The organism is Acinetobacter sp. 809848 (assembly GCF_000581275.1).
Lineage (GTDB): Bacteria > Pseudomonadota > Gammaproteobacteria > Pseudomonadales > Moraxellaceae > Acinetobacter > Acinetobacter pittii.
Window position 1 is genome coordinate 40,120 of the sequence record NZ_JEXG01000011.1, and the last position, 26,167, is coordinate 66,286.

Sequence of the window (26,167 nt, forward strand, 5' to 3'; positions counted from 1 at the left end):
ATGTATAAATTTAGCGACCAGGATTTGTCGTATGCCTTATGATGGCAACCCTCTACCCTGCAATCCTTTGCCGTGCATCAACCAATGACCACCAATTTGATAAAGTGGGTGTGCGTCCTAATTCTTCAAAACTAATATTGATTCCCTGTGCTTTGAGTTCCGAAGAAAACTGCATAATTCGTAATGAGTCCAATCCATAAAGAATCAGGTTTTCTTCTGGATCTAATTCATCTTCTTCAATAAGCTGCTGGACCTTTTGCTCTAGCCAAGGTCGTGTAATGCCTGTTGCCACCTGTCCCACTACAGATTCGGTATCCACGACTTGACCGCAACGTGAAGATACATATTTCAAAGCTAAGCGGTGTTCTTCTTCTGAAAAATCGGCAACTGCATCTCCAACAAGAAAGGGTTGTATGTCACTCATAAAAGCTTCAATTGCCGTAACCATACAACCGATATGGGCATAGACACCGCCAATAATGAGCTGATCACGATTCCAGTTTTGCATTCTTTCAAGCAAATCCGAACGTTTAAACGCGCTATAACGCCATTTCGTTAAAACAATGTCATGTTCAGCAGGAGAAAGTTGATCAATAATTTTTTGCTGATCGATTGTTGAGGCTGGCAAACCCGGTCCCCACATCGCATTCAGTAATGCTCGATCTGCCGCTGGCTGTTCATAAGGCTGTGCTGTATAGACAACAGGAACATTGTTCTGATGTGCCCAAGTTCTTAGTTGAACTAAATGATTAACAACCGTTTTAATTAATTCACTTTCAGCATCGTAAAAATTTAAAAAGTAGCGCTGCATATCATGAATTAATAAAACTGCTCGAGAAGGATCTAACTGCCAGTCTGTTTTATTATTTGGATAACTCTCTCTTTCGGGCATGAGATAAGTAGAAATTTTTGAAATAGCCATATGCTGCTCAATATTTATTAAGATGTTGTAGATGTATTTAAAATGCTGCGAAGTTGTTTTTTGTCCACCTTACCGACTGCGGTCAGTGGCAAACTTTCGATTAATTTGATCTGGTCTGGAAGTTTGTATTGTGCAATGCCTAACTCCATGAGATGGCGTCTGAGCACAACAGCTTTAAGTTCAGGATTTCGAGAAACAATAAAGGCACAACTCTTTTCACCAAATTGTTCATCAACAATTGCGACCAAAGCTGCGTGCATAACTTCCGGATGTAGAAGAATAAGTTTTTCTATTTCTTCCGAAGCAATCTTTTCACCACCACGGTTAATCTGGTCTTTAATTCTTCCTACTACACGTAAATTACCATCCGAAGTACGCTGCACGAGATCGCCTGAATAGTAATAGTTGTCCTCATCAAAGACCTGTGAATTATGTTCAGGGCTTTGGTAATAACCACAGAAGGTATAAGGACCACGAGTCGCAAGCATTCCTATTTCACCTTCCGGAACTTCTTTATACTGTTCATCCACAATTTTGATTTCATCATCAGAACTGATAGGACGCCCTTGGGTCGTAAAGATTTGCTCGTCGGAGTCATCGAGTCTGGTGTAATTGACCAAGCCTTCGGCCATTCCAAATACTTGTTGTAATTTACAATTGAGGATTTCAGGAACTTGACGGGCTAAAGATTCAGGGAAACTTGCTCCCCCCACTTGAAGCAACTCTAAAGACTGGATTTGATCTTTATATTGCGCGGCTTTTTCTAGCCACATAATGACAGCACTCGGCACTAAAGATGCCATATTGACTTGATGTCTTTGAATAATAGAGAAGCAATTGAGCGGTTCAGGATTTGGTGCCATCACAACACATCCACCTGCATGTAAAACACCTAATGCACCAGGTGAACTCAACATAAAGTTATGAGGAGCTGGTAGAGCGCACAATAACCGGGTATTTGAGTTTAAACCGCAAATCTCGGCACTGGCCCGCACACTATAGTCATAGTCATTATGCGTGCGTGGAATAAGTTTTGGTGTTCCCGTACTTCCACCTGACAACTGAAAGAAAGCAACTTCATCAGCAGGTGTAGATGAAAAATCGACTAAGGTCTTTGCTGGTGTTTCAATCCAGTCTAATAGTCCGAAATCGGTAGCTTGATGATTGAGCATCAAAATAATTTCAGGACTTAAATTTACTTCATGAAGTGAGTCAATAAATTGATTATTGCTAAAGACTTCATGCTGACGCGAACCAATTAAAAGCTTAGGTTTAATCTGTTTAATAAAGGCATTTAGTTCATATTGGCGATGGCTATATAGCGCATTGAGCACAACCACGCCTGCTTTAAGCAAGGCAAAAAAGACAATATAAAACTCCGCAACATTGGGAAGTTGTACTAAAGCAGTATCACCCTTGCCCAAGCCTTTTTCAGCTAGTCGAGTAGCTAAATTTGTTGATAGCCGGTCCAGCTCGATATAACTCAACTGACGCTCACCACAAATAATTGCTGGCGAATGCGGATGCGATTGAACCCCTACCGTTAAAATGCGCGTCAAAGGTTGGTCACTCCAATAACCTTTATTTCGATAGTGTTGCGCTCTCTCGGGAGACCAGCGAACAAACTCAATCAACTGATTTTTCATGACATTCTAAATATTCAATTTAATTTAATGGTTATCAAGCTATTGATTCTTCGTAAATTTTCTTACTTCTCGGCATAAATATTTAATTTGAATACCGACAAAAGAAAACTCTTAAGACGGACAAGCTATATATTCACAGCAAAATTGGAAATGATTAACAAATGCAACTGGTAATCATTTTCATTTGTTTGTATGATGCTGAAACAAGATTAATTTGTCAACCGAGTTATCGTTCAATGTGTGAATTAACTTCGATGCAAGCGGCCTGCTGGTTTGGTCGCTCTGGCAACGCAACTTTAGGTGGGGTTGCTGCCCACCTCTATGCAGAATTTGACGGTCAATTTATTGATCTACAAAAATTACATTTAGTACTTCAACGACTTTATAAAGAACACACTATTTTGAGATTAAGTTTGAGCGCCGATGGCATCGCAAACATCATGTCTGAGAAGGCTCAACAGATATTAGAAGTCGATGATTTTTCAAACCTTAGCGATCATCAAATTGAGCAAATGCTCATGCAGAAACGTGAGCAATGGACCCATCAAAAACTTGATTTAAGTCAGGGCCAGACTGCAAGATTTTCTGTAAGTGTTCTTAAAAATAATATTTTTCGTTTTCATATAGATACGGACATGATTGCTATAGATCCGTCCAGTTTTTTGAACTTGATGGAAGATCTTTCTTTGTTTTATGAAGACCCAGAAATATCATTCTCCCGTCCGCCTAATTTTTTTGACTGGTATCAAAAAATACGGACAGACCCTGACCTAAAAAAATTAAACCAACGAGACCGCTTATGGTGGAAACAACGTCTGCCTCATATTAGCCCTGCTCCGTCTCTACCTTTCATTCATCAAGAATTCAAAACAGCAAAAAGTGATCGTTTAAGTATTTGGTTATCGCCAAAAGAACGAAAAACATTACAACAACTTGCTAGAGAACAACACATTACCGTGACCAACCTGATATTAGGTTTATTTGCCTATACGCTTGGTCATGCAACCAAAGATCACAGCTTCCGATTAAATATTCCTACTTTTTGGCGTGAGCCGGTTTTAAAAAATGTCGAAGGCACTATTGGCGATTTTGCTAATTTAGTCATCCTTGATGTCGATATGAAAGGGACAACAACCTTAGCCGCATTCTGCAAACAAATAGCAAATCAAATGCTTGAGTTATTAGAGCATTCACATTATTCGGGTGTGAATGTTCTACGTGACCTGTCTCGTTATCATGGTAGTGCACAGATTGCTCCTGTGGTATTTACAGCAGCACTTGACTTAGAAAATGATAATTTACTTTCCGAACGTGTCCGCCGTGTTTTTGGCTCAATGAATTGGGTCATTTCACAAGGGCCACAAGTTGCACTTGATGCACAAGTTGCTCATGTAGATGACGGTATTTTAGTTAACTGGGACATCCGTTTAGATGCTCTACCCAAAGAATGGATCACGAATTTATTTAAATCTTTCATTCATTTACTTAAAAATCTTGCAGCGCACCCTGAACAACTTAATACACAAATTATAAGCCCAGCCCAAAATACCTCATCAGATCGTACGTCTCAAAAATCATTAAACGCGTTACAGCAAGCCTACCTATTAGGCCGAACTCAAGCCCTTCCTTTAGGTGGTGTTGCCATGCAAGAGTTTAGGCAGTATCACGGCGAAATGGATATTGTTTTATTAAAACAGCGATTGACAGAAATGGTACGGCGGCATGACAGCTTACGAACCTATATTGATAAAAATAGGTTAATACAATATGTAAGCGATCAAGTGAGTGTCAATTTAAAAGAAATAGACCTAACTACATGGGAACCTGAACGTACATCTCACCACATCCAGTCCTATAAAAATAGTTATACGCATGAGCTATTTGATTTAAATCAGCCGCCTTGGAATATCACGGTTTTTTTATTAAAAAATAATCTACTAACGATTTTTGTCCGCTTTGATGCATTAATTTTAGATGGCCGATCTATAGCTTCACTTATGTTAGAGCTATTCGACGGACAACAACATGATATCCAAACACAAATAGAAGAAAATGAAGTGGAAAATAGCTTGTCTGTTCATCAGACAGATATGGCTTACTGGGAAAGAAAATTTTCTAAATTATCGTCTATTCCAACACTTCCTTGGAAAACACCCTTACAACATTTACCGACTTCACTTTACCAACGTAACAGTCTAATTATAGAAAAAGATCAATTTAAACAGTTGTCTAAAATTGGAGCGAAACATTCACTGTTTAAAAACTCAGTCATCATGGCGATTATTTTGGAAGGGCTATCTCATTGGAACACTGACAAATCTCTATGTGTTGCTGTTCCTACACTTCCCCTCTATGCCGGACCATTTTCCAATAGTTCTACGTTTATTGCTGTTGAGTGGAAAACTTCAGATCAATTTGCTGAACAAGCAAACCGTTTGCAAACTGAAGTTTTAGAGGGTTTACAGCATCTTTCATTTTCAGGCGTTGATCTCGCTCGACTATTATTTGAAAAAGTTGGCACTGCTCCAGTATTACCGATTGTAATTACAAATGGTTTGTCATGGCCTGTATTATCTGAATCTCATCCTATTCAGCAACTAGATGGCCTTACTCAAACACCTCAAGTTGCAATTGATATTCGCTTTAGCACAAGAAATGACGGCGCTTTGATTTTCGATATTGATTATGCCCAAGAAGCATTTCCTCCCCACATGATTGACGATTTCTTGGATGCGCTACAACTGGCAATCAAGCAAATTATTGACTCAGAAATATTCAGTTTTGATCTCAGTAATTTTTTAAGTGAGCTTCAAAATAAACGACCATATTTTAAGAATAATGAGTCCAATCATTCATCTATACCACTTGAAAATAATGCTAAACAGCAAAATCAACTACTTGATATTTATTTAGAAGTGATAGGTCACACGCCAAATAAGGAAGTGGACAACTCAACTCATTTTACTCATCTCGGGCTGCGTCCACATCATTTAAAGGTCGTTTCAAAACGTATCAATGAAACATACGCGATTCAGCTCTCACCTGTTCAACTTATTCAATGTCGCAATATTGCTGATGTAGAGAAACTACTAACACCACATTAATTCGTATTTTTAACTTTCATAACTTTGGAAACAGATAAAGTATAAACATGAAAAAAATAGATATTACCGGAATTGGTATTGGGCCATTCAACTTAGGTTTAGCTGCTCTTTTGTCTCATCATCCCGAAATCAAAAGTGTATTTTTAGAACGCAAACCAGAATTTCGATGGCATGAAGGGCTGCTATTGCAAGGCACGACATTACAAGTCCCTTTCTTTGCCGACTTGGTTACTATGGCCAATCCCTGCCATCCATTAGGCTATATTAATTATTTACATCAACATGATCGCTTACATCAGTTTTATTATTACGATAGTTTTTTAATTCCACGCCGTGAATACGACCATTATTGCCGTTGGGCTTCAAAACAATTACCTGATTGTCGATTTGGAGAAAACGTAAGTCATGTGGAATATGACGCCAAGCTCGATAAATTTATTATAGAAAGTGAATCAGCTTCGGGCGAAAAACAAAAATATATAAGCCAAAATCTGGCGATTGGTATTGGGACTAAACCTCGAATTCCTACGTGGCTTGAAACATGCAAACACCCTTTAGTAAAACATTCTGCGGAGTTTGCGAAAATTCAGGAACAACTCAAACAATGTAAACAAGTCACGGTTATTGGCTCAGGCCAGAGTGCAGCAGAATGTGTGCTTGCTTTATTTAATTCACTTACACCAGAACAAGTAAAAGCAGGTGCATCTATTCGTTGGATCACACGTTCTGCCGGCTTTCACCCGATGGAATATTCTAAACTTGGACAAGAGTGCTTTACCCCTGCATATATGCAATATTTCCAAAGCCTGCCTAGAGATAAACGCCGCGATATTGCTGCTAGTCAGGGCCTGATCTATAAAGGGATTAGCTTCTCAACCATTGGCGATATATATGATGTGCTTTATGAGCGTTCAGTGGCAGGTGAGAAATCCGGTTTAAGCTTATACACAAGCTGTGAGGTTGAATCGGTTGAAGAACTTGAATCGGGTTCTCTGCGTTTAACCTGTTTGCACACCCAACTCGATCAACGTTGCGAATTAGAAACTGATGCCCTTGTCGCAGCTACAGGCTATGTTCATGATTGGCCTGAATGGTTCCAAAATATGAAGGGTTCTATTTTAGCTGTTGATGATAAAAATGATTGTATTGTTCAAGAAGACTTTACCGCTTTACGTTGTGATCAGGGACAAGGTCGAATTTTCATTCAAAATGCCGAGATTTTTCAGCAAGGTGTAGGTTCTCCTGACTTAGGAATCGGAGCAACCCGAAACTCAGTGATTATTAATCAATTACTGGGGCGTAATGCTTATCGAATTCCTAAACAGTCTTCTTTCCAGCACTATGGTTTACCAAAATAAAATATGAATATTATAAAAAAACCCGCGATTGCGGGTTTTTTTATTCGGTTGAAGATTACAACAAATTAAAAGTCATATGATACAGATAGCATATACGTTCTTGGTGCGCCTAAAGCCAAATTCGTCAATTGTGGCTGTGCCCAATACGCTTTGTTGGTTAAGTTGTAGATATTGGCACGGAAAGTCACTGGGTGGTTCTCGACTTTCGTGCTATAGCGTGCGCCAACATCTAAGAGCGTACGCCCAGGTACGGACAAGGTATTTTCTGCATTAATATATTGCTTGGAAACTGCATTGATATTTCCTGATAAGGTTAAAGTCCCTTGTGCTACTTGAGTATCCCACTCTGCTCCAAGCTTAGCCTGATTTTTTGGCACAGCAACTGCTGTATGACCATCGTTTACTCCACTCTTAGTCTTGGTAAGTTCAGGATCAAGATAGGTAAAGCCACCCATTAAACGCACATGTTCAATCGGTGAACCAAAGAATGACCATTCAACACCACGATTTCGTTGTTCTCCATCCGAAACAAAAGTAGATAAGTTATTCACAAGCTTTGAAGGATCTAAATAACTATTTGGTTTGGTAATTTCAAATGCACTCAATGTATGAGCAAATGTCCCCAAATCAACCTTCAAACCAAGTTCCTGTTGTTTGGTTTTTTGAGGAGGAAATATTTCCCCTGGATTTGATGCATTTGCAGGCGCCTGATCACCCTTTGTCAAACCTTCAATATAGTTTGCATAAACAGAAATTTTATCATTCGCTTTAATCAGTAAGGCGACACCAGGCGTGGTTGCTGATTTAGCATTTTCAGGTAATGTATTAACAGAACTTGTTGCTTTTACAGTCTGATGACGAAGTCCTAAAGTCAACTGTACTTTATCTTGAGCAAACGACAATGTATCGGCTAAACCGAAGCTAGAGGTAGAGAGTGTCGAATGAAATAGAAACGGCGGTGTAAACTCCGGTTTAGGCCCCCAATTTGGATTTGGATCATAAATATTCGTAATAACAGGCTTACTAAAACCTGGGATAATTCTATAACCATAATCATCTTGTGCATGATTATAGTAGGTTGCGTTGGCGACCCATTGATGTTTCACAGGCCCCGTCTCAAACTTGCCTTTAAAACCTGCATTTGCTGATTTTTTATCGACTTCAAAAGCAAGTTGTCCAAGTATTGAACTCAGTGTTCCAGTGCTACTCGTAATCGTCCCTGCACTTGCCCCATTATATTTATATTTGGTTGTACTTTGTCCATAAGCCGCATATGCCATCAACTGATCAGAAAAATCATATTCGCCACGAATCATGGCACCTTTATCTTTGGTTTCCACAGAGCCCCAATCCGGACTAAGCAAGGTATCCGCTTTCGGTGGTTTCGGAATTCCAACTGCTGTAGAGACGTTAACACCACGTGTCACACCATCAACATGATCTAAGGCATCGTAAGCATCAACAAAAACACGTGCTTTTTCACCTTGCCAATCTAAGCCAAGCGAAAATAAACGACTTTCTTTCGATTGATCATTAACTGCTGCATCACCATCTCTATACATCCCATTGATACGAACGCCGAATTCTTTATTTTCACCAAATCTTCTTCCAACATCGACATGTCCACCAAACTGAGCATCCGACATATATGTCGTAGTCAATCGTGCAAACGGTTCATCAGCCGCATATTTGGTCACTAGATTTACCGTTCCACCCACCGATCCTGCTGGCGGCATCCCATTTAACAAAGCGGAAGGACCTTTCAACACCTCAACGCGGCTAAACATTTCCGGAGAAGTTCGATAAAACGGTGTGATACCAAAAAGTCCGTTCATTGACATATCATTCATGCTCGAAGCATATCCACGAATATAATAGTTTTCACTCCAACCACCACTTGCACCGTTGGTATATATCGATGGATCAGTTGCTGCAATCACTTCTGTAATATCTTTTGCCTGTTTATCTTCGATATATTTATCGGTATAACTAATCGTATTAAATGGCGTATCTAGAAATTTTTTACTACCGAGAAATCCAACATTGCTCGATGTTGCAACTTGTCCACCTGCATAAGTATCGTCTTGTTCAGCTTTTACGGTAATTGCTGGTAAAGCTGCTACATTTGTTTGAGCAGCTTGTTGTTCTAGAGTTTTTGTTGAATTATTAATAACAGCAGCATAGGTATTTGATGCACATAGTACAAATACAGTGCCTAATGCATAGCCTAATCGAAGGGCTATTTGTGCAGATGCAACACCATTTAATATAAAAGAACGGTGATTAATTCTTTGATCATTCCCACTTTTAAAATTACGGTTATCGCTAACGTTGTTCATTGAAAGACCTTTAATGTTGTGATTCATTTTTTATTAACTATCTGCTTAAAATACAAAGCAAAATAGTGAAAATTTATGCTGTAAAATTTGATTAAGTGATGTACCTAAAAATTTATTGGTAGCCTTTTTTCACATCTTCCATCACTATTTTGAGTGAGGTTGGGCTTGCAGCCGTGGTGTACCACGCATCGGCATCGACAAAAATGACACGACCGTTTTTCCATGCTTTGGTTTGACGTAATAATGGATTTTCAACACTGGCAGCATTAATTTTTGAGCGATGTTCCATCACAGCAGTTCGGTCCACGATATAGAGAATATCTGGGTCCGCTTTTTTGATGAATTCACTCGAAATAGGTTGCCCATGTAGACTTGTATCCATCACACCACTTGCAGGCTTTACCCCAAAAGCATTAAAAATAAAGCCATAGCGTGACTGAATACCAAAATTACTAAATGCCCCATTGTTATGAAGAACGACTAACGCTCTTTCTGGGCGATTGGCCGTTACGGCTTGTACTTGCTTCAACTGTTCATCGAGTTCAGAAACTTTCTGGCGGGCTAAATCTTCTTTATTAAATATTTTTCCTAAGGTCATCATATGGTCTTTAACCAAACCAATATGATTACTCTCACTATTGTTGAAGTTAATATCGTAATGAATGGTCGGGGCAATTTTTGACAGTTCCTGATACTGATTAACGTGTAATGGCGTCATCAAAATCAAGTCTGGTTTTAATGCATATATTCTTTCCATGTTGGGCTGCACAATTGCACCCAAATCCTGAATTTGTGTATCTTTTTTATATTTTTCCAAAAAGTGTGGAACATAATCTTTTGGCATTCCCATAATCGGGACATTGAGTTGATCTAGAAAGTCAGCTTCATTCATATCAAGTACGGCAACGCGTTGCGGTAAATGATCTATCACCGTAGTTCCAAGCGCATGTTTCACCGTAATCGGTTCTGCGAGCTTCTGAGAAGCTTGAGTGGTATCTGCAACTTTTTGATCACATGCTTGTAGAGTGACAGCTGCCGCTATGATGAGGGCTACTCCCCCATACTTTTTCTTCCAGTTCATATGTATTCAAGCTCCAGATGAGTTGAAGTAATTACACATACAGCCACGCTCACTGTATGTAATTTCAAAATCAAGCTCGTACAGATCATTTAATTGCGCCTCTGTAATCACTTGTTCGGTTAACCCACTGAAATGAAGCTTGCCGTTCTTCAGCGCGACAATATGATCCGAATAATTCGTGGCAAAATTGATGTCATGAATGACTAAAATCACAGTGCGCCCTTGTTCATCGCATAAGCGCCTGAGTGCGCGCATAATTTGAACGGCATGTTTCATATCAAGGTTATTTAAGGGTTCGTCTAATAAAAGTACGTCTGTTTGCTGTGCGATCGTCATCGCCAAAAAGGCCATTTGCCTTTGGCCACCACTAATTTCATCGATGTAAGATTTGCGCAGCGGCTCTAAAGAAAGAAACTCAATCGCCTCATCAACCACCTGACGATCTTGCTCGGTTAAAACACCACGGCTATAGGGAAAGCGTCCAAATGAAACCAGCTCTTCTACGGTTAAGCGCAAATTAAAGCCGGGTGCTTGACGTAAAGTCGCGACATGCTTGGCGTAAACAGCGGTTTTAATATCCGCAATATTTTGATGATTAAGAAAAATCTCGCCTTTATCTGGCTCAATTAAACGTGCCATCATCATGAGCAAAGTCGATTTTCCAGCTCCATTTGGACCAATGAGTGATGTCACCTGACCTGTAGGAAATTCAACATTTACGTCAGTCAGTACTGGCTTATTTCCATATGACTTATTGATATTCTTGACATGAATCATGCAACACCTCGGGTACGAACCGTCAGCGCAAGGAAATAAATGCCACATACCAGATTGACCAAAATGCTGACGGTCGTTTTGTAATTAAAAACGTGCTCAACTAAAATTTGAGCAGCAATAAATATGGCAATCGTGATGGCACAGCCCATGGGCAGCGTTAATTTATGCTTATAACTTCTTGCTAGTGCATAAGTAATGTTGGCAATGAATACGCCCATAAATACTGTCGGGCCAATGAGACTGGTAGATACCGCAACCAAAATAGCGATTAGAGCTAAATAGAAACTGACATAACGGTGATGATGAATGCCTAATGAAATGGCTTGCTCACGCCCTAAAACCAGAACATCCAAAACAGGGAGTGCTTTTCTACCGAGGAATAGAACAATGACTACGACTACACTGGCATAAAATAAAGTTTCTGGTTGAGAGCGATTAAACGAAGCATAGCTAAGGCCTTGGAAAACAGAAAATTCACCAGGATTAATTTTGAGTTGAATAAATTGAGTAACCGTCCCGACGACCATCGTAAGGACTAAACCTAAAAGCAACAGGAGAAACACATCATTTCTGCCATATGGCAATAACCACTTATGGATTACCCACGAATAAAGCAGCATTAAAACGATTGAGATAAAGAAATTACCATTTACCCCTAACTGGCTTAATCCATGCGTTCCCCAAAAAAACAACAACAAAACTTGCCATAAGAGATAAATCGCTTCATAGCCCATAATGGAAGGGGTCAAAATACGATTACCGACCAGTGTTTGAAAAACAATCGAGGAAAAAGCAACACAAATACCGGCTATCACAATCGTGGCAAGACGCAGAAGTCGATTAGGAATGACGTAATCAAAATCTAACCCTGAGTTTAAAAATAAAAAACTTATTGCTAGGCAGATGACAATTAGATAAATCGTCCATAGCTTTGTAATACGCATTATCTGAATTCCCTCAAAATGAGGATGAGGAAAATAATTCCCCCCACACCACCTGCGGTAAGTCCAATTGGCACTTCAAATGGGTAAATAATCGAGCGACCAAGAATGTCGCAAACCAGTAATAGTGATGCCCCACCCAAAGCCACAATGGGCAAGGTTTTAGCTAAGTTTTCTCCGTATTTCAGTGCGACCAAATTGGGGACCACGAGCCCGACAAAAGGAATGGCACCAACAGTAATTACTGTGGTTGAAACTGTAATGGCAACCAGTATTAAACCAATGGCGGCTATAGCTGCATAACTAAGTCCCAAGCTAGAAGCCATCTCTTCACCCATACCAATCACGGTAAAGCGGTGTGCAAAAAGATAAGTCAGGACAACTATCGGAAAAATAATGTAAATAACTTCATAGTGGCCTTGGACAATTTTTGAAAAATCTCCTAAAAGCCACCCTTGCATACTTTGTAAAATATTAAAGCGATAGGCATAAAACTCAGCTAAGGCACTCAGTACACTGCCGTACATCAAACCAATAACCGGTACTAAAACCGTATTTCTAAAACGGATCCGGCGGATAATTGCGATATAAATTAAGCTGGCAATAAAACAAAAAATGATCGCAAATATCATTTTACTCAACGTGCTGGTTACCGGAACTAAAGTTAACGACACTAAAATTCCTAGCTTGGCAGCATCTAAACCGCCCGAAGTTTCTGGTTCAACAAACTTGTTACGCACAATATGCTGCAAGATGACACCACATACCGCCAACCCGATACCGGTAAGCACAATAGTGATTAAACGAGGGATACGGCTGGCTGTAAGAGTGAGCCAACTCTCATGAGAAAAAGAAAATAAGTTAGACCACTGTATTGGCTCAGCCCCGAGCAATAACGAGCAAATACATAAAAGGATAAAAATAAAAAATAAGCCGAATCGCATCAGTGGCGTGCCCCACTTGAGCGTAATAAAGCCGATACAAATTGCAAATTTAGTCCCATCCAAACAAAGCGAGAGAAAATTTGTTCAAGATTTGATGGGCTTATTAACCTTTCATGATTGAATATTCTCATGAAAATTCCTCAATTTTATCGAGACAACAGAATCAGTTCCTTTTGAATAGGCACAATCACAGCCCTATTCTGAGGATCGTTTTTTTCATCTTTAAATTATTTTTGCCGAACCAATTTCGAATTAAATAAATATTAATCAATTACTTATTATTTATTTTCTATTTTAAAAATTCGTCCTTCTCAATTGGCATCATCTTCTTGCAAATAATAATCTTGATGTAAATGAGAATCAATTATAGTATGTTTAAAGGTAAAATGTAACCCTACTGTTACATCAGTACAGTTCATGTGGACATCAACTCATTAGAAAAAGGTCAATTTTTGCAAACAAGCAAATCTATAACATTATGAATTATATGAAATTTAATCTAATGTAAAAAATTTGCGAAATAAAAATTGATGAAAATAGCCATTTGATAAACCAGGATTCATTTATGTTGGAACAATTTTCCAAATCGCCCTCTCTCCTTTCGGTTACTGATTACGAAGAACATATCTGGATGTTGCAATTACAGCAGCCTGAACAAGTTAATCGACGTTTTAATCTGTGGAAAGTTAATCAAGGTTTAGACATTCAACTGCTGATTAAAGCAATTCAAGACATTATTAAAACTACGCCTGACTTAAATGTCCGTTATACATTTAGTGACGAAGGCGATTTATATAAATATCCATTTGATGATCATTCAGCTTGCCTAGAATTAAAAAAGAGCAATACAGAACAAGTATTTGAGCAGGTAGCTACCTTAAAAGCCCAAGCATGGAATGCAGAATTTCATCCCCCTTTTCTTACAAATCTCATAGAAACTGAACAAGACTATTTTCTTATTTTAGCGCTCCATCCTATTCTTGATGAAAGCTATCAAAAGTCAGATTTCATTCAGGCCATACAAAATAGATATCAACAATATTCACCCAATAATATGCCATTGGTACTGACGGAAATTGATATCTCACATCATCTAGATACAAGTTTCGCAAAAACGCCACAACAACCTAACCAAACTTATGTTTCAGAAATTATTTTAGAAGAGTTCCGAAATACCCTTGCTGAACCAGAAATGAGCCAACATGATGACTTTTTTGATTTTGGCGGCCATTCACTATTAGCAACACGAATTATTGGAAATCTACTCAATAAACATGGAATTGAGATTCAATTTAATGATTTCTTTAAATCTCCATCTGCTGCTGACTTAGCCCAATATGCTTTCGTTAAATCTGCAAAAACTGAAAAATCCACCTTACAAAGTGTCGATAAAGCCCCGCTTACTTTAGCTCAAGATTTCCTGTGGCAAGCTTATTCTGCGTTCGATTTTAGTCCAATTTATAACTTGCCATTTGCCGTAGAATTCCTTGAAGAAATTAATGAAGTTATTTTCTTGCAAGCCTTTACAGATATTATTGAGCGCCATGCAGGTTTACGCACAATTTTTAATAGCGCCAATGGTCAAACCTATCAGCAGGTTGTTCCTACGTCTGAAGTTAAACAATTCAAATGGTTTTGGAACAGTGCCGAAAGTAAAGATGCAACGCTTGCCAGTGAAGCTTCATATAAATTTGATTTAACCCGTGAACTTCCCTTAAGAATTCGTTTAATTCGAAATGCCAAAGGTCGCCAAACTCTATCGTTTTTAGTTCACCACATGGTAATTGATGAATGGTCTTTAAATACCATTATGGCTGACCTTGCGCATGCTTATCTTGCTCGCTCAAATGCTCAAGCACCAAATTGGAAGGCACCTGCCCAATCTATTCTTGATTTTTCTTTACTCCAGCAAAAGCAAGGGATCAACCAAGACCATCTAAATTATTGGACTAACCTGCTAACAGGAGCAACCAAAGGTCTAAGTCTCCCTATTTCAGAAAATGAATTAAATGCTGAAAAGGAAAAACCTCCAGTCCAATGGCTCGAACTTAAATTTGCACCAGAAATGTATGAAAAGCTCCTCGCATTTTCTAGACAACACAGCTCTTCTATTTTCGCGGTTATCTATACTGCTATCGCCAATGCGTTACAGCAACAAGGTAATTTAAAAGATATTGTGATTGGTACTTCTGCTTCTGGACGAACTGATCCTGAGTTTTTTGATACGGTAGGTTACTTTACGACAATGGTGGCGCATCGCACACAGTTTAGCCCTTCAGATTCATTCCAATCATTGCTCCACAATATCAGCACAATGATTAATACATCGATGGCCTATGCAGATATTCCCATCAACCATATACAAAATGCATTAGGAATGAGCGCTGATGACGGACTGTTATTTGATGTGTTTGTTCATATCCATTCAAATAACGCTTTAAACGGCGCGCTCAAAACACCTCAGGGACAAGACCTTCCTTATCGCCAGATTTTGCCGGAACGTGATGAATCGATGTTCGGGTTACATTTTGAAATTATGGAAAATGTGATTGATGGACAACATCAGTTAAGCATGATCATTACGTATCAAGCCCACCGCTTCCCGACTACAACAGTGCAAAGTATCTGTGAAAAAATTAAGGCAACCTTAGCTCAAATCTAGTTGTCCTAAAACCAACCATGTGCTTAAAAGCAAACGGCTCAACTCGGCTTTTAAGCACATTTCAATTTTTCTATTTTATTTGCTGCTCTACTTTATTCACCACATCCTGAATTGTTTTGCAGCTAATGAGTGTATAAAAATCAATTTCTGTATTGAGCTTCTGAGAAAGTTTCTGAGCAATACTCATGAGTTGTTTCGGACGAATTCCTATCGCTAATATTTCACTTCTATAAAAAATATCCATTCTTTCAGCTTGGCTGTCAGCTATGCATTCACGGAAAACCGATAAGACCGAATCTCCCACCTCAGCAACTGATGACAGTGTCTTAGTGGAATTTGTAGACAACGTAGAAGATACATAAATTTTCCCCTGAGCGATTTCTTGCACAGCTTTACGATCAATTTTTCCATTTCGGGTCAAAGGTATGGTTTCGATGCCCAAATATTTCGAAGGAATATGTGAACTTGGCAAATGCACTTTTAAAAAGTTCTTTAATTCTGGGCTATTTAAGCGAGTAGTTTTGTATTTATTTTCTAGAGTATAAACGGCGACTAACTCTTGAGTTTCAGTCGTTGGATGTACACAACTTACTACGACACAGTTATGAATATACGGGTTCTTCGTTAAAGCATTTTCAACCTCGGCCGCAGAGATTCTCACGCCTTTTATTTTTAAATAACCTTCCTCACGTCCAGCAAAAATAATATTTCCATCTTCCCTAAAATATCCTTGATCACTCATGCGAAAAGCAGTTTGAGTTTCATTTTCACTCACTTGAATTTCAACGAAATCTTTATAATTAATTTCCCCATCAAGTAAATAACCATTTGATAAATTCAGGCCGGACATATACATCGTACCGACCTCGCCCATTTGGCAAGGCTTTAGATTTTCATCCAAAATAAAATAATGGTTATTTTCTAAAGCTTTTCCATACGGAATAATTTCCTGATCTTGCTCATTTATTTCATGCCATATACTCCAAATTGTGGTCTCGGTAGGCCCACCTAATGAAAATAAACGAGCGTTAGGCAATTGTTCTTTTAACTTTGCTATAAGTGAAGGTTTGATATAGTCGCCGCCTTGGGCAATTAAACGCAAAGACTGTAATTGTTCTTTTTGAGCTACACTGAACAGCATATCGACAATGGCAGGCACACTGCTCCAAAGCGTAACCTTGTAGCGATCTACTAAATTGGCCCAGACAACAGCATTTTTACTTTGCTCAAAGGATGGCACCACCAAAGTTGCACCCACTGCCATTGAAGCAAAAACATCAAATACCGACATATCATGATGAAACGGTGTTACCGCCATAATCACATCGTCCGCAGTAATTCTCCATTCCGAGATTGTTTGTTGTAGCGTGTTTTCTGTGGCTTGATTATTTAGGACCACACATTTCGGAGTTCCTGTACTTCCCGAAGTATATAAATAATACGCCGGAAGACGGTTGATTTCGGCATTAAAGCTCGGTTCATACTCAGTTGTAGCCGATAAAATTTCATTAATATTTAGGTTTTGAACACCAGCAATGGATAAGTCACTTACCACAACATCTGCCCGACTATTCGTCAATAAATAGTTCAGTCTCGACGGCGGAGAATCCATATCTACAGGTAACCAAATGATGCCTGTGAGCGCACATGCCAAAGCGGTATAAATATGCTCAGGACTTTTTCTCAAACAAATTGCAACCACTGACCCTGTCGCCAAATCTTGCTTTTTTAGCGCATACATAACTTTGGCGACCTGAGTCCCTACCTCAGCATAACTAATGCTACGGTCTTCAAAAATAAGTGCTGTTCGATTGGAATTTTGATCAAAAATATTTTCATAAATTTGCTTTAAGAAATTTTCTACGTTGTTATTTTTATCATTCATTTGCCCTAAATTTTGACTCAAATCTTTTAGCATTTATCTTGGTCCTCACCCTATTCTTTATGCAATACCACCCAACCTAATATTCAAAACAAAGTTATAAAAATGTCGTCTTTATCGCTGTTTGTTCGAATAATAGATATCCCAGCACAATAATACAAATGATAATCATTTACAATTAATATTAAGAGAAATATCAATTTTCTCGTTTTAAAAGTCATTTATGAAAAATCATAAATATCAAAACAATAAGATAATTTTTAACCTTAGGTCTAATCGTTTAGAGGTCTATATTTATGAACTAAAAACCACAATTAATAATGATTATTATTTACATTTAGGGCTAACTTAGTTATCGTAATGAATAGAGAGACTACATCTATATCAATTATTACGCTCTATAGTAATCATGAAGCTTGGGTTATATGTATGACAAAAATTGCAGAAAAATCGAAACAAGAATATGGCGAGTTACTAAAAGAAAAAGACCATTTACAAGATATGGAACAGCTTGAGATGACTATCGTCTCGATCCATACGCCGTATCCGTCCATTGTCAGAATTCAAGGAAAAATCAACACATTACAGCCAGAGCTTTGGCAAGCTCCCAATTTGGCAATTCGGTTAATTGTGAGTAATCCGCCAGATGGACAACCCATCTCACGCGTCTATACGGTCCGTTCGTTCAATCCTGTAAACACTCAAATCGAAATTGATTTTGTTAAACATGAAGATTTAAGCCCAGCAATGGAATGGCTTAATTCAGCTCAAGTGGGTACAAAAATCGGGCTTATTGGCCCCCGTCCTCATTTCATTCCCAATTTCATACATAAAAAACATGTGGTCATGTTTGCCGACGATACGGCTGTACCTGCGTTATATTCAATATTGAATGAATGGGAAAATGGCGTAAGTGCTGATATTTTCATTGAGAGTTTTGAAAAAGATATTGCTAGCCAATTACCCCGTCATGACCACGTCAAAATTCATTCGTTCCATAAAGAACATCACACGCCACAAAAAGGTCTTCTTTTAAAAGCAGCATTTGCGCTAAAAACTTATGACAATATTACGATTTGGGCGGCTTGCGAACGCAAAGAAGCCAGAGCTTTACGCCAGTTTTTTCTAGAAGACAAACAGTTTAATAAAAATGACGTGCGTATTGCTGGGTATTGGAGAGATGGCGTATCAAGTTCAGAACTAGACATACTCCGTGCTCAACATTATCAAAAACATATTCAGCAAGGTAAGACCTTGAATGAATATGATGACCTTGATTTAGCGAATTAAGATCAGCAATCATTTGAATAAAACCTGCCTTGTGCAGGTTTTTTTATGAGTCAACATAGATCTATAAATATAAAACTATACGACCATATCAATTATGCAACGACATGTTGCAGTTAACCTATTTTTTAGCCCACATAGAACATTACTATATTTCTCAAGAGATAAATAAAAATTTGGGAGATTAGATCATGAATGCTTATCTACATCGTAGTGAAGATCGAGGTCATGTAAAAGCAGGCTGGTTAGAGTCTTATCACAGCTTTTCATTTGGTAGTTGGTACGACCCTAAATATATGGGTGTAAGCGCTCTACGTGTAATTAATGACGACCAGATTGATGCGCATAATGGTTTTGGTACGCACTCCCATGACAACATGGAAATCTTAACTTGTGTGCTAGATGGTGCAATTTCACATCGCGACACCATGGGAAATGAAGGCCAGATTAAAGCAGGTGAATGGCAACTTATGAGTGCCGGCACAGGTGTTGCCCACAGTGAAATCAACAACACTGATACGCCTGTACATTTACTACAAATCTGGATTATTCCTGATGAAAGAGATGCAGAGCCTAATTACCAGCAAATTAATCTTGACCCACGTAAAGATCCAAACAAATGGCATTTAATTGCAGGACCTGATGCAAATGCACCAATGCATATTCGCCAAAATGCAGAAGTAAAATCTGCAGTATTGGAAAAAGGACATGAGTTAACGGTTGATACGGTTAAAAAAGTGAACTATGTGCATGTGATTTCGGGTGTAGTTCGCATTGGCGATCAAGAAGTTAAAGCAGGTGATGCTTTAGTTTTTGAAGATAAAGCGACAATTCACGCAACTGAAGACAGTCAATTTATCTGGTTCGATTTACCTTAAATCATAAAAAAGCCCTTTGCATAAAAGGGCTTTTTTTAATCTCCCCCGCCACCACCGCCATCACATCCGCCTGAATCTGAAGATGATGATGAACAGTCATTTGAATAACTAGAGCTATGATGATGACTCGGACTATTATCGTGAAAATGATGTGTTGAAGTAGATGAATGATCATGCTCACCAGATGGTGAATAATTTTTTAAATTTCTGAGTAGTGCGATTAAACAAATGAGCCCAATACTAGAAAAAATGACTATGAATATAATAATAAATAACTTCAAATAACGACCTCCTAGATCAAGCTATAGAGATGCTTGTTGTGTTCCCATTTATTATATGAGTCATGTTTAATAAACAAGTTGTTTATTGATAAGTTGAAATATTAGCTATAAAAAATTTTAGAAAAAGACTTTATATATTGCTCGGCCTTCGCCTCATAATTTTGAAAACCCGCATCAAAAACCCATCTTTCAATTTCAGATTTTTTGACTAAATTTTGCAAATGAAGCTGATGATGTCGGTCTAGTTCCTCTTTGAGAGCTTGCAGCATTACTTCATTTAAACCAGAGGGAGGATTCAGACCTGTATCTAAAATACTAGGGGCAAATGCCACACTTTTCAGTTCCAGTTGATGCGTTGTCTTTACAACAGTTTTTATCGCGGTCTTGATTCTCTCTAACGTAAACTCTTCTGGAGCGCCCATTCCTATCAGTAAAACTTTAGAGGCTTGTATGGTCGATGGCGTTTGATTTATTAAAAGAGTATCGTTCAATTTCGCACTGAACCAATTATTTTTCCGTATTTCATTTAACCTTCCATTTAGTGCTTCATCTAAATGTGCTAAACCGCCAGAAAAAGAACGGTTATTCATTTCATGTTCAAAAATACAAGCACAGGAAAGTTCAACCTCAGCCGAGGTGCAGTCCCAAGTCACCAGTTCAATATCTAGATTTTGATAATAGCCAATTTTTGTTTGCTTTAAATCTGTGCCCATATTTTTTCTCTTCTCGATTTACCATCCATATTTAAGTTCAACACCCAGATAATTTGAGTCTTTACCTCCAGCTCTCTTAATCGTGTCTCCGACTTCAAAGTGTACTCCTTCGGCAGCAACAGACAGATTAGAATTTATTTTTTGATCTGCTCTTAGTTGAATATATGCTCCCGTCCAGCTTGAACCTTGTCCTGCTGTGTTCGCCATGCTGTTATTGCCTTGGAAATAAACTGCATCATTGGTGGTTTCACGCCATTGAAAACCTAATGCGGTTAATAGGGTGAGTTTATCGGAAGGCTTAAGTGTAAGAGATGGTTTGATGTGAATGATATTGCTGTAGCCACTATAACCCGCCAAAGTAAAGTATGAGCCATTTGCAAAGAGTTGGTTAAAGGTATTGAGCTCATTATCATTGGCGCTTTTATCGCCTGTGGCTATATCAAACTGGACGCCTAAACGTGGTGACCAAGCTTGTTCAGCAAATGTGTACCCTGTAATGCTACTGAGTCCCCATGCCTGAATAGTTTGTCCACCAATCTTTCCATGTTGCAGCATGCCTTCAACATCCCAATCAATATTATTCTTTTTACCCATATGACGAGCATCATATAAGTCTCGAATCTCATTTCCCTTAACGCTTGTAAAAGATGCGTTATCGCGTTCATAACGTGAGTAATAACCAGATAACTCACCGCCCCATACATTTTGTTTATCTACACGAAAGCCGCTAAAACTTAAATCGCTTTTCGAGTGGTCATTAAAAGTTGAATCTTTTTCAATCTGAACAGGTCTAGTGAGATAACCTAAAACTCTCCAATCGCCATATTCATAACCAGACCAAATGCCATCAAAAGCTTGTCTAACGTTTGGCCCTTCGCGATTCGAAATAAAGCGCTGCAAGTCAAAAGCCATCTCTTGACGCCCAACTCTAAACTTAAAAGTTCCATTATTTAAAGGACTCACCCACGCAATAAAGGCTTGTTCTACATCAAGTCTATTTTGATCGGTACTGCTAATATTCTTTTTATCAAACGCTCGCGCATCACTGAGCTGAGTAAATAATTGTAAATGATCACCTATACGTGCATCGGCATGAACTTGTAATCTTTGAATTAAATAGCGATCGGCTTGATTATTTCCGCTACCAAATCTCGCATTATTATTGACTTCAAAACGCTCGCGAATATTTGCCCCTAGTGATAAATAATTATTATCACCAAAAGGTATATATTTAAAATCATCACCTATTTTCTTTGGCACACATGGATTTTTTAAAACATCCCAATTTTCCTGCCAGCGATTCGTTGAGATTTTTGGACGAGTTGGACATGCATTTGTATTTGAAGCTTCATTTTCCGCATGAGTAACTTCATAAAAAAATAAACTCCCCGTCAGCAATAAACTTATTTTAATTATTTTACGGTAAGTTTCTGAGCACTTAATTCGATATTTTCTATCTTTAGAAATATGCTGGGCCATCTAGTTTTCCACGGTAATCAATAGGTCATTGCAAAGACTTAGTCGTTTACACCCACATTGCCCTTAAGCAATATGAGTGTTGTTTTATCAATCATTAAGGCAATAAATTACTTTGTAGCGGCATGAATTTCAGCAATATAACCACCCGGGAACTGTACCATCGCGGCCTCGCGACCATCTGTTTTATAGGCATTCACCAAGACTGTCGCACCAGATTTTGTCGCTTTATCTAAAGTCTCAGATAAGTTTTTGACTTCATAACCCGTCATATCATGCCCATATGGGTAAGGAAGATGACCATCGGTAACCAACACTGTCATTTTGCCGAAATCAGATTCCACGCGAATACGTCTATAGGTTTCATTTGGGCGTCCAATTTCTACACCAGCCGCTTTAGGATTGTCTGAAACCACTTTACCGTGTGAGAAATTGACGAATTTTTTAACAAAAGAATCCGCACTTTGTTTTGAAATATAAATACGATTTTCTGGCACAGTTTCTAGTTTGTTATAGCTCGGTTTAGTGGTGTGCCAATAAAGTTGCATATTCACGCCACCCGGCCATTGAATGACTGCATCACGCCCGATCGGATCTGGAAATGTCTCAACAATGACATCGGCGCCATTCGCTTTAGCAGACTGCACTGCCGCATCCATATCTTTGACTAAATAGCCTGTTCTTTCCAAGCCAAAAGGATGTGGAACTGGTGTTTTAAAGCCGAATACAGACAATGTTCCTACTGGGGTCAATACAAGTTGGGAAATGGTCTGGCTTGGTGTTGGAGTGACCTGAAAAACGCCTTGTTTAGATTTAGTTCCCCCAAATGTTGCTACTAAGCTATCGGTAAATTTATCGAAGTCTTCGGGGTTAACATACACATGTGTTGTATCGTATTGAGGAGCTACGCCGGGTGCTTCACTTTTTACACTCGTTGTTGTCTTGGCTAAAACCTGAGGAACAATGGCAACATTGGCGCCCACTAGCATTGTGCTTAAAAGCAAAGCTGATAATGATTTACGCATAAAAGACTCCTATTAGAATTAGATGCTGTAGCTTATTGTTTGTTTGGTTGTTGATTAGAAAGAATAGTGACCATCACCAGAGCAGCGATAAGACCGAGGTGTTCGAAAAAACTATTAAACGTACTAAAAAATGCAGGACCTGTATGATTCCAAAAGTCGTTGGCAACTAGCATCGCTATTGCGGTTAAGCAGCCTAAAGCCCCTGCTCCTAACCAGACAAAACGATTAAAAATAACCAAGAGCGAACCCACAATTTCAATCACAATCGCTGCGGCTGCCCAGAGCCAAGCCGGTTGCAAACCAAAACTTGCTTGCTCCTCAATAGCCGCATGAAAACCGATGAACTTATTAATTCCACCAACCAAATAGGCTGAAACTAATGCAACTCGAAGAAGTGGAAGCAATCCATGAATTGATAAAATCTTTTTAACCCATACTGGATTATTATTAATCAAGTCACTCATTTCTTTACCTCATTGATATTCTTTATTTCTAATCATTTATAAAAATCCACCCCAGTATTAATAAAACGATGTATTTAATATAAAACCAGTCTCTTAAAAATAATTTTTTAAAACCAGATAAAATTTTTTAATTTTAAAATACCACCTATATATTTTTATAAACCACCAAGTAATCCAAATAAAAGACAATATATATAAAATCAAAAATAAACGTAAACTACTAGATACCTATTTAAATACAAACTGTATCCTCAAAAGATACAATGATTGATAAGTAAAAGATCATAATATAGTTTAGCGACACGCCAAGTTAGCCTTTCAAAATTTAATGGATAAACTAGACTGTATTTATACTTTCATTAGTGTCGTAGAGAATGGAAATTTTAGTAATGCCTCTAGAAATTTAGGTATTACTCGAGATCAAGTCTCTAAAAGAATTTTTTATCTAGAAAGTTTATTCAGTACATCATTGTTTACGCGTAACACCCGAAAGATGGACCTCACCCGCTCAGGAGAGAAGTTTTATCAGCGTTGTAAAGTTATTGTTAAAGAGTTAGATTTGGCTGCCAATGACTTCATCTATGACCAAAAGTACCCAGAGGGTATATTAAAAGTTAGTGCTCCACATGCTTTTATTCAAACTTGCTTTTCAGATATTATTTCTAATTTCTTAATTCAATATCCTAATATCGAGATTGATTTATTATTTTCCGAAAAAGCACTAGGTATAAATGAACATAAATTTGACATTATTTTAAAAATTGAAGAGGAAGTTAGAGAAGAAAATATTTTTATTCTAAATAGCTATAAAAGAAACTTCTATGCAACAGCTGCCTTTTTAAAAAAATATGGAAAACCTAAAAGTATAGAAGAATTAAGAAAACATAATATATTTTTATATTCAAGAACAGACTTAGAAAATAAAATCATTAATTCGACGCCTCAACTAATCTGCAATAATATAGAAATACTTTTGGATCTATGTAAGAAAAATAAAGGTATTTTATATATTCCGGATTTTTTGGCTAAAAAATATGAAGATGAGGGAGTGATAATTAATTGCTCTCAAGACATTTTTTCTACAAAACTTCATTTTTATGCAACCACGCCCTATGGATCAAAAATTCCAAAAAAGGTTCAGCTTTTCTTAAACACGTTAAAACAACATTTTCAGTCTATTACTGAAGCTTTATAGCTTAGAACTTTTCGATCTCATAGAGCTATTGGTTTTCATTAGCTAAAAACCAACCCCGCCAAAAAACAATCCAGCACCTTTTCCCGTTCAATTGCCGCCTCCGAGCTTAAAAGCTGAATGATTGCGCCTTCGATCATATATAAAAATAATTTGGCATCCTGAAAAGTCGCATCATTTTTAAATGTTCTAAGCTGGCTATAAATTTCATTGATGAGCCACGTTCTATACCTCACTGCGGTGATATAGGCTTTTGGGTAGCTGAGTTTCGTTTCAAAAATTGCTTTAAATATCAAATAGTACGGCCCTTCTACATCGCTATGTAAGAAATAAATTTTCTTAAGTTTATCCTTCACGTTTGTACTTTGATCGTACCCAACAATTGAGACTACTTTTTCTTTTAAGCGTTCTTTTTGCACGATCAAACAGATTTCAATAAATCGCTCTTTAGAGTGAAAGTAGTTATAAAAAGTTGCTTTTGGAGTGTGAGACTCTTTCACGATTCGGTCGATGCCCACGGTATGAAATCCGTGATGATGAAACAAATGAATCGATGTATTAATAATTTGGATCGCACGTGTTGAGAGAACTAAATTTGGCATATTTTTTACCGTTATAAATTCTTGTTGTTTCTAAACTAGATACTTTTTTGGGAGAAAAATGGCATAGCAAAGCCGTAAGACTGTGCTTGGCACATCTCAAGTTTTATTGTTAATGCAAGTTTTTTTGAGCCGTAATGACTTAAAGCCTGAAAACCCTAAAGGGCATCAAGCTGCTTTAAATTTTTAAGTTGTGTCGTTATAGCTTTTGGCAGTCGCTGCCAAGAAATTAAGAATGTGCAAAGCCAACTCCTTTTTATTGGGAGTTCTGCCAGACATTTATAGAATTATGGTGGCAGAACGGAAGAAGGTTGACAGACTAGTATTATCTCAAACTAGCACACCCGAAGGTGTCCCTCTCCCGTCCTACCGCTACGGGAAAGGGACGAGTAGCTACCACACAAGACTATTCCTCAGAAGAAATAACTCTGATGCGGGAGATAATATTCAGCCTGTCAAAGCCGGCTGGCAATGTGGCCAGCAGGCAAAGGATAGTGCTCTGCCCTATTGCAGTCAAGCACACAAAATGACATTTGTTTTAAATTAGATCATTAAAAAGTAAGGATAAATAATGAGTTGGTTATTGTTTAAGAGGG

Annotated in this window: 20 protein-coding genes; 6 read left to right on the forward strand and 14 right to left on the reverse strand. The window is 38.1% G+C overall.

Annotated elements, in window-relative coordinates:
• Positions 1-52: 52 nt before the first annotated feature.
• Together basF and basE are read right to left on the reverse strand one after the other, a co-directional pair.
• On the reverse strand, positions 53-922 hold the full coding sequence (basF, locus tag J536_RS12310) for an acinetobactin biosynthesis bifunctional isochorismatase/aryl carrier protein BasF (RefSeq protein ID WP_001018264.1): 870 nt from the start codon (positions 920-922) through the stop codon (positions 53-55).
• 17 nt (positions 923-939) lie between these two features.
• Positions 940-2,568 (reverse strand): (2,3-dihydroxybenzoyl)adenylate synthase BasE, encoded by a 1,629-nt coding sequence (gene basE / locus J536_RS12315; protein ID WP_032063041.1) that lies wholly within the window; start codon positions 2,566-2,568, stop codon positions 940-942.
• Positions 2,569-2,729: 161 nt separating this feature from the next.
• Between basE and basD the strand changes: the two genes are divergently transcribed.
• Together basD and basC are read left to right on the forward strand one after the other, a co-directional pair.
• Positions 2,730-5,672: an acinetobactin non-ribosomal peptide synthetase subunit BasD gene (gene basD, locus J536_RS12320; protein ID WP_032063042.1), complete on the forward strand. Its 2,943-nt coding sequence runs from the start codon at positions 2,730-2,732 to the stop codon at positions 5,670-5,672.
• Between the two features lie 47 nt (positions 5,673-5,719).
• Entirely contained in the window at positions 5,720-7,030 is a 1,311-nt protein-coding gene (gene basC, locus J536_RS12325) for a putative histamine N-monooxygenase (RefSeq protein ID WP_021511016.1), read from the forward strand.
• 65 nt (positions 7,031-7,095) lie between these two features.
• Here the strand turns inward: basC and bauA are convergent, their stop codons facing one another.
• From bauA to bauD, 5 genes are all read right to left on the reverse strand, one after another.
• Positions 7,096-9,396: a TonB-dependent ferric acinetobactin receptor BauA gene (gene bauA, locus J536_RS12330; protein ID WP_032063043.1), complete on the reverse strand. Its 2,301-nt coding sequence runs from the start codon at positions 9,394-9,396 to the stop codon at positions 7,096-7,098.
• 85 nt (positions 9,397-9,481) lie between these two features.
• On the reverse strand, positions 9,482-10,450 hold the full coding sequence (gene bauB / locus J536_RS12335; protein ID WP_032063044.1) for a siderophore-binding periplasmic lipoprotein BauB: 969 nt from the start codon (positions 10,448-10,450) through the stop codon (positions 9,482-9,484).
• 6 nt (positions 10,451-10,456) lie between these two features.
• A complete protein-coding gene (gene bauE, locus J536_RS12340) occupies positions 10,457-11,227 on the reverse strand; it encodes a ferric acinetobactin ABC transporter ATP-binding protein BauE (protein WP_032004524.1) in 771 nt (256 codons plus the stop codon).
• Positions 11,224-12,171, reverse strand: coding sequence for a ferric acinetobactin ABC transporter permease subunit BauC (gene bauC / locus J536_RS12345; protein ID WP_032063045.1), 948 nt, complete (start codon positions 12,169-12,171; stop codon positions 11,224-11,226). Before bauC ends, bauE begins: the two co-directional genes overlap by 4 nt.
• A complete protein-coding gene (bauD, locus tag J536_RS12350) occupies positions 12,171-13,112 on the reverse strand; it encodes a ferric acinetobactin ABC transporter permease subunit BauD (protein WP_032063046.1) in 942 nt (313 codons plus the stop codon). Before bauD ends, bauC begins: the two co-directional genes overlap by 1 nt.
• Before the next feature lie 631 nt (positions 13,113-13,743).
• Between bauD and basB the strand changes: the two genes are divergently transcribed.
• Complete coding sequence (gene basB / locus J536_RS12355; protein ID WP_081404135.1) at positions 13,744-15,774, forward strand: acinetobactin non-ribosomal peptide synthetase subunit BasB; 2,031 nt, start codon at positions 13,744-13,746, stop codon at positions 15,772-15,774.
• Positions 15,775-15,844: 70 nt separating this feature from the next.
• Here the strand turns inward: basB and J536_RS12360 are convergent, their stop codons facing one another.
• Complete coding sequence (locus tag J536_RS12360) at positions 15,845-17,692, reverse strand: AMP-binding protein (RefSeq protein ID WP_032063048.1); 1,848 nt, start codon at positions 17,690-17,692, stop codon at positions 15,845-15,847.
• Positions 17,693-18,085: 393 nt separating this feature from the next.
• Here J536_RS12360 and J536_RS12365 point away from each other — a divergent pair, with 393 nt between their 5' ends.
• Entirely contained in the window at positions 18,086-18,946 is an 861-nt protein-coding gene (locus J536_RS12365) for a siderophore-interacting protein (RefSeq protein ID WP_032055323.1), read from the forward strand.
• Between the two features lie 188 nt (positions 18,947-19,134).
• On the forward strand, positions 19,135-19,821 hold the full coding sequence (locus tag J536_RS12370; protein WP_005068005.1) for a pirin family protein: 687 nt from the start codon (positions 19,135-19,137) through the stop codon (positions 19,819-19,821).
• Between the two features lie 35 nt (positions 19,822-19,856).
• Here J536_RS12370 and J536_RS26445 read toward each other — a convergent pair whose 3' ends face one another.
• The 5 genes from J536_RS26445 to J536_RS12390 all read right to left on the reverse strand — a co-directional run bounded on the left by J536_RS26445 (position 19,857) and on the right by J536_RS12390 (position 23,780).
• Positions 19,857-20,102 carry a hypothetical protein gene (locus J536_RS26445; RefSeq protein WP_080776951.1) on the reverse strand — a complete coding sequence of 82 codons (246 nt, stop codon included), beginning with the start codon at positions 20,100-20,102 and terminating at the stop codon, positions 19,857-19,859.
• A 101-nt stretch (positions 20,103-20,203) separates the two neighbouring features.
• Positions 20,204-20,815, reverse strand: coding sequence for a M17 family peptidase N-terminal domain-containing protein (locus J536_RS12375; protein WP_032063049.1), 612 nt, complete (start codon positions 20,813-20,815; stop codon positions 20,204-20,206).
• A gap of 18 nt (positions 20,816-20,833) precedes the next feature.
• Positions 20,834-22,294 carry an alginate export family protein gene (locus tag J536_RS12380; protein ID WP_032063050.1) on the reverse strand — a complete coding sequence of 487 codons (1,461 nt, stop codon included), beginning with the start codon at positions 22,292-22,294 and terminating at the stop codon, positions 20,834-20,836.
• 107 nt (positions 22,295-22,401) lie between these two features.
• A complete protein-coding gene (locus tag J536_RS12385; protein ID WP_032055314.1) occupies positions 22,402-23,316 on the reverse strand; it encodes a hypothetical protein in 915 nt (304 codons plus the stop codon).
• Positions 23,317-23,348: 32 nt separating this feature from the next.
• Positions 23,349-23,780 carry a DoxX family protein gene (locus J536_RS12390; protein WP_032055313.1) on the reverse strand — a complete coding sequence of 144 codons (432 nt, stop codon included), beginning with the start codon at positions 23,778-23,780 and terminating at the stop codon, positions 23,349-23,351.
• Positions 23,781-24,108: 328 nt separating this feature from the next.
• On the opposite strand from J536_RS12390, the gene J536_RS12395 reads away from it, so the two are divergent.
• Complete coding sequence (locus J536_RS12395; protein WP_032055310.1) at positions 24,109-24,975, forward strand: LysR family transcriptional regulator; 867 nt, start codon at positions 24,109-24,111, stop codon at positions 24,973-24,975.
• A gap of 38 nt (positions 24,976-25,013) precedes the next feature.
• On the opposite strand, the gene J536_RS12400 is transcribed toward J536_RS12395, so the two are convergent.
• A complete protein-coding gene (locus J536_RS12400; protein WP_032063051.1) occupies positions 25,014-25,574 on the reverse strand; it encodes a TetR/AcrR family transcriptional regulator in 561 nt (186 codons plus the stop codon).
• Positions 25,575-26,167 lie beyond the last annotated feature (593 nt).

Coding starts and splice junctions, on each gene's coding strand:
- basF (WP_001018264.1), bottom strand. CDS start 922: ATGGCTATTTCAAAAATTTCTACTTATCTCATGCCCGAAAGAGAGAGT.
- basE (WP_032063041.1), bottom strand. CDS start 2,568: ATGAAAAATCAGTTGATTGAGTTTGTTCGCTGGTCTCCCGAGAGAGCG.
- basD (WP_032063042.1), top strand. CDS start 2,730: ATGCAACTGGTAATCATTTTCATTTGTTTGTATGATGCTGAAACAAGA.
- basC (WP_021511016.1), top strand. CDS start 5,720: ATGAAAAAAATAGATATTACCGGAATTGGTATTGGGCCATTCAACTTA.
- bauA (WP_032063043.1), bottom strand. CDS start 9,396: ATGAATCACAACATTAAAGGTCTTTCAATGAACAACGTTAGCGATAAC.
- bauB (WP_032063044.1), bottom strand. CDS start 10,450: ATGAACTGGAAGAAAAAGTATGGGGGAGTAGCCCTCATCATAGCGGCA.
- bauE (WP_032004524.1), bottom strand. CDS start 11,227: ATGATTCATGTCAAGAATATCAATAAGTCATATGGAAATAAGCCAGTA.
- bauC (WP_032063045.1), bottom strand. CDS start 12,171: ATGCGTATTACAAAGCTATGGACGATTTATCTAATTGTCATCTGCCTA.
- bauD (WP_032063046.1), bottom strand. CDS start 13,112: ATGCGATTCGGCTTATTTTTTATTTTTATCCTTTTATGTATTTGCTCG.
- basB (WP_081404135.1), top strand. CDS start 13,744: ATGTTGCAATTACAGCAGCCTGAACAAGTTAATCGACGTTTTAATCTG.
- J536_RS12360 (WP_032063048.1), bottom strand. CDS start 17,692: ATGCTAAAAGATTTGAGTCAAAATTTAGGGCAAATGAATGATAAAAAT.
- J536_RS12365 (WP_032055323.1), top strand. CDS start 18,086: ATGACAAAAATTGCAGAAAAATCGAAACAAGAATATGGCGAGTTACTA.
- J536_RS12370 (WP_005068005.1), top strand. CDS start 19,135: ATGAATGCTTATCTACATCGTAGTGAAGATCGAGGTCATGTAAAAGCA.
- J536_RS12375 (WP_032063049.1), bottom strand. CDS start 20,815: ATGGGCACAGATTTAAAGCAAACAAAAATTGGCTATTATCAAAATCTA.
- J536_RS12380 (WP_032063050.1), bottom strand. CDS start 22,294: ATGGCCCAGCATATTTCTAAAGATAGAAAATATCGAATTAAGTGCTCA.
- J536_RS12385 (WP_032055314.1), bottom strand. CDS start 23,316: ATGCGTAAATCATTATCAGCTTTGCTTTTAAGCACAATGCTAGTGGGC.
- J536_RS12390 (WP_032055313.1), bottom strand. CDS start 23,780: ATGAGTGACTTGATTAATAATAATCCAGTATGGGTTAAAAAGATTTTA.
- J536_RS12395 (WP_032055310.1), top strand. CDS start 24,109: ATGGATAAACTAGACTGTATTTATACTTTCATTAGTGTCGTAGAGAAT.
- J536_RS12400 (WP_032063051.1), bottom strand. CDS start 25,574: ATGCCAAATTTAGTTCTCTCAACACGTGCGATCCAAATTATTAATACA.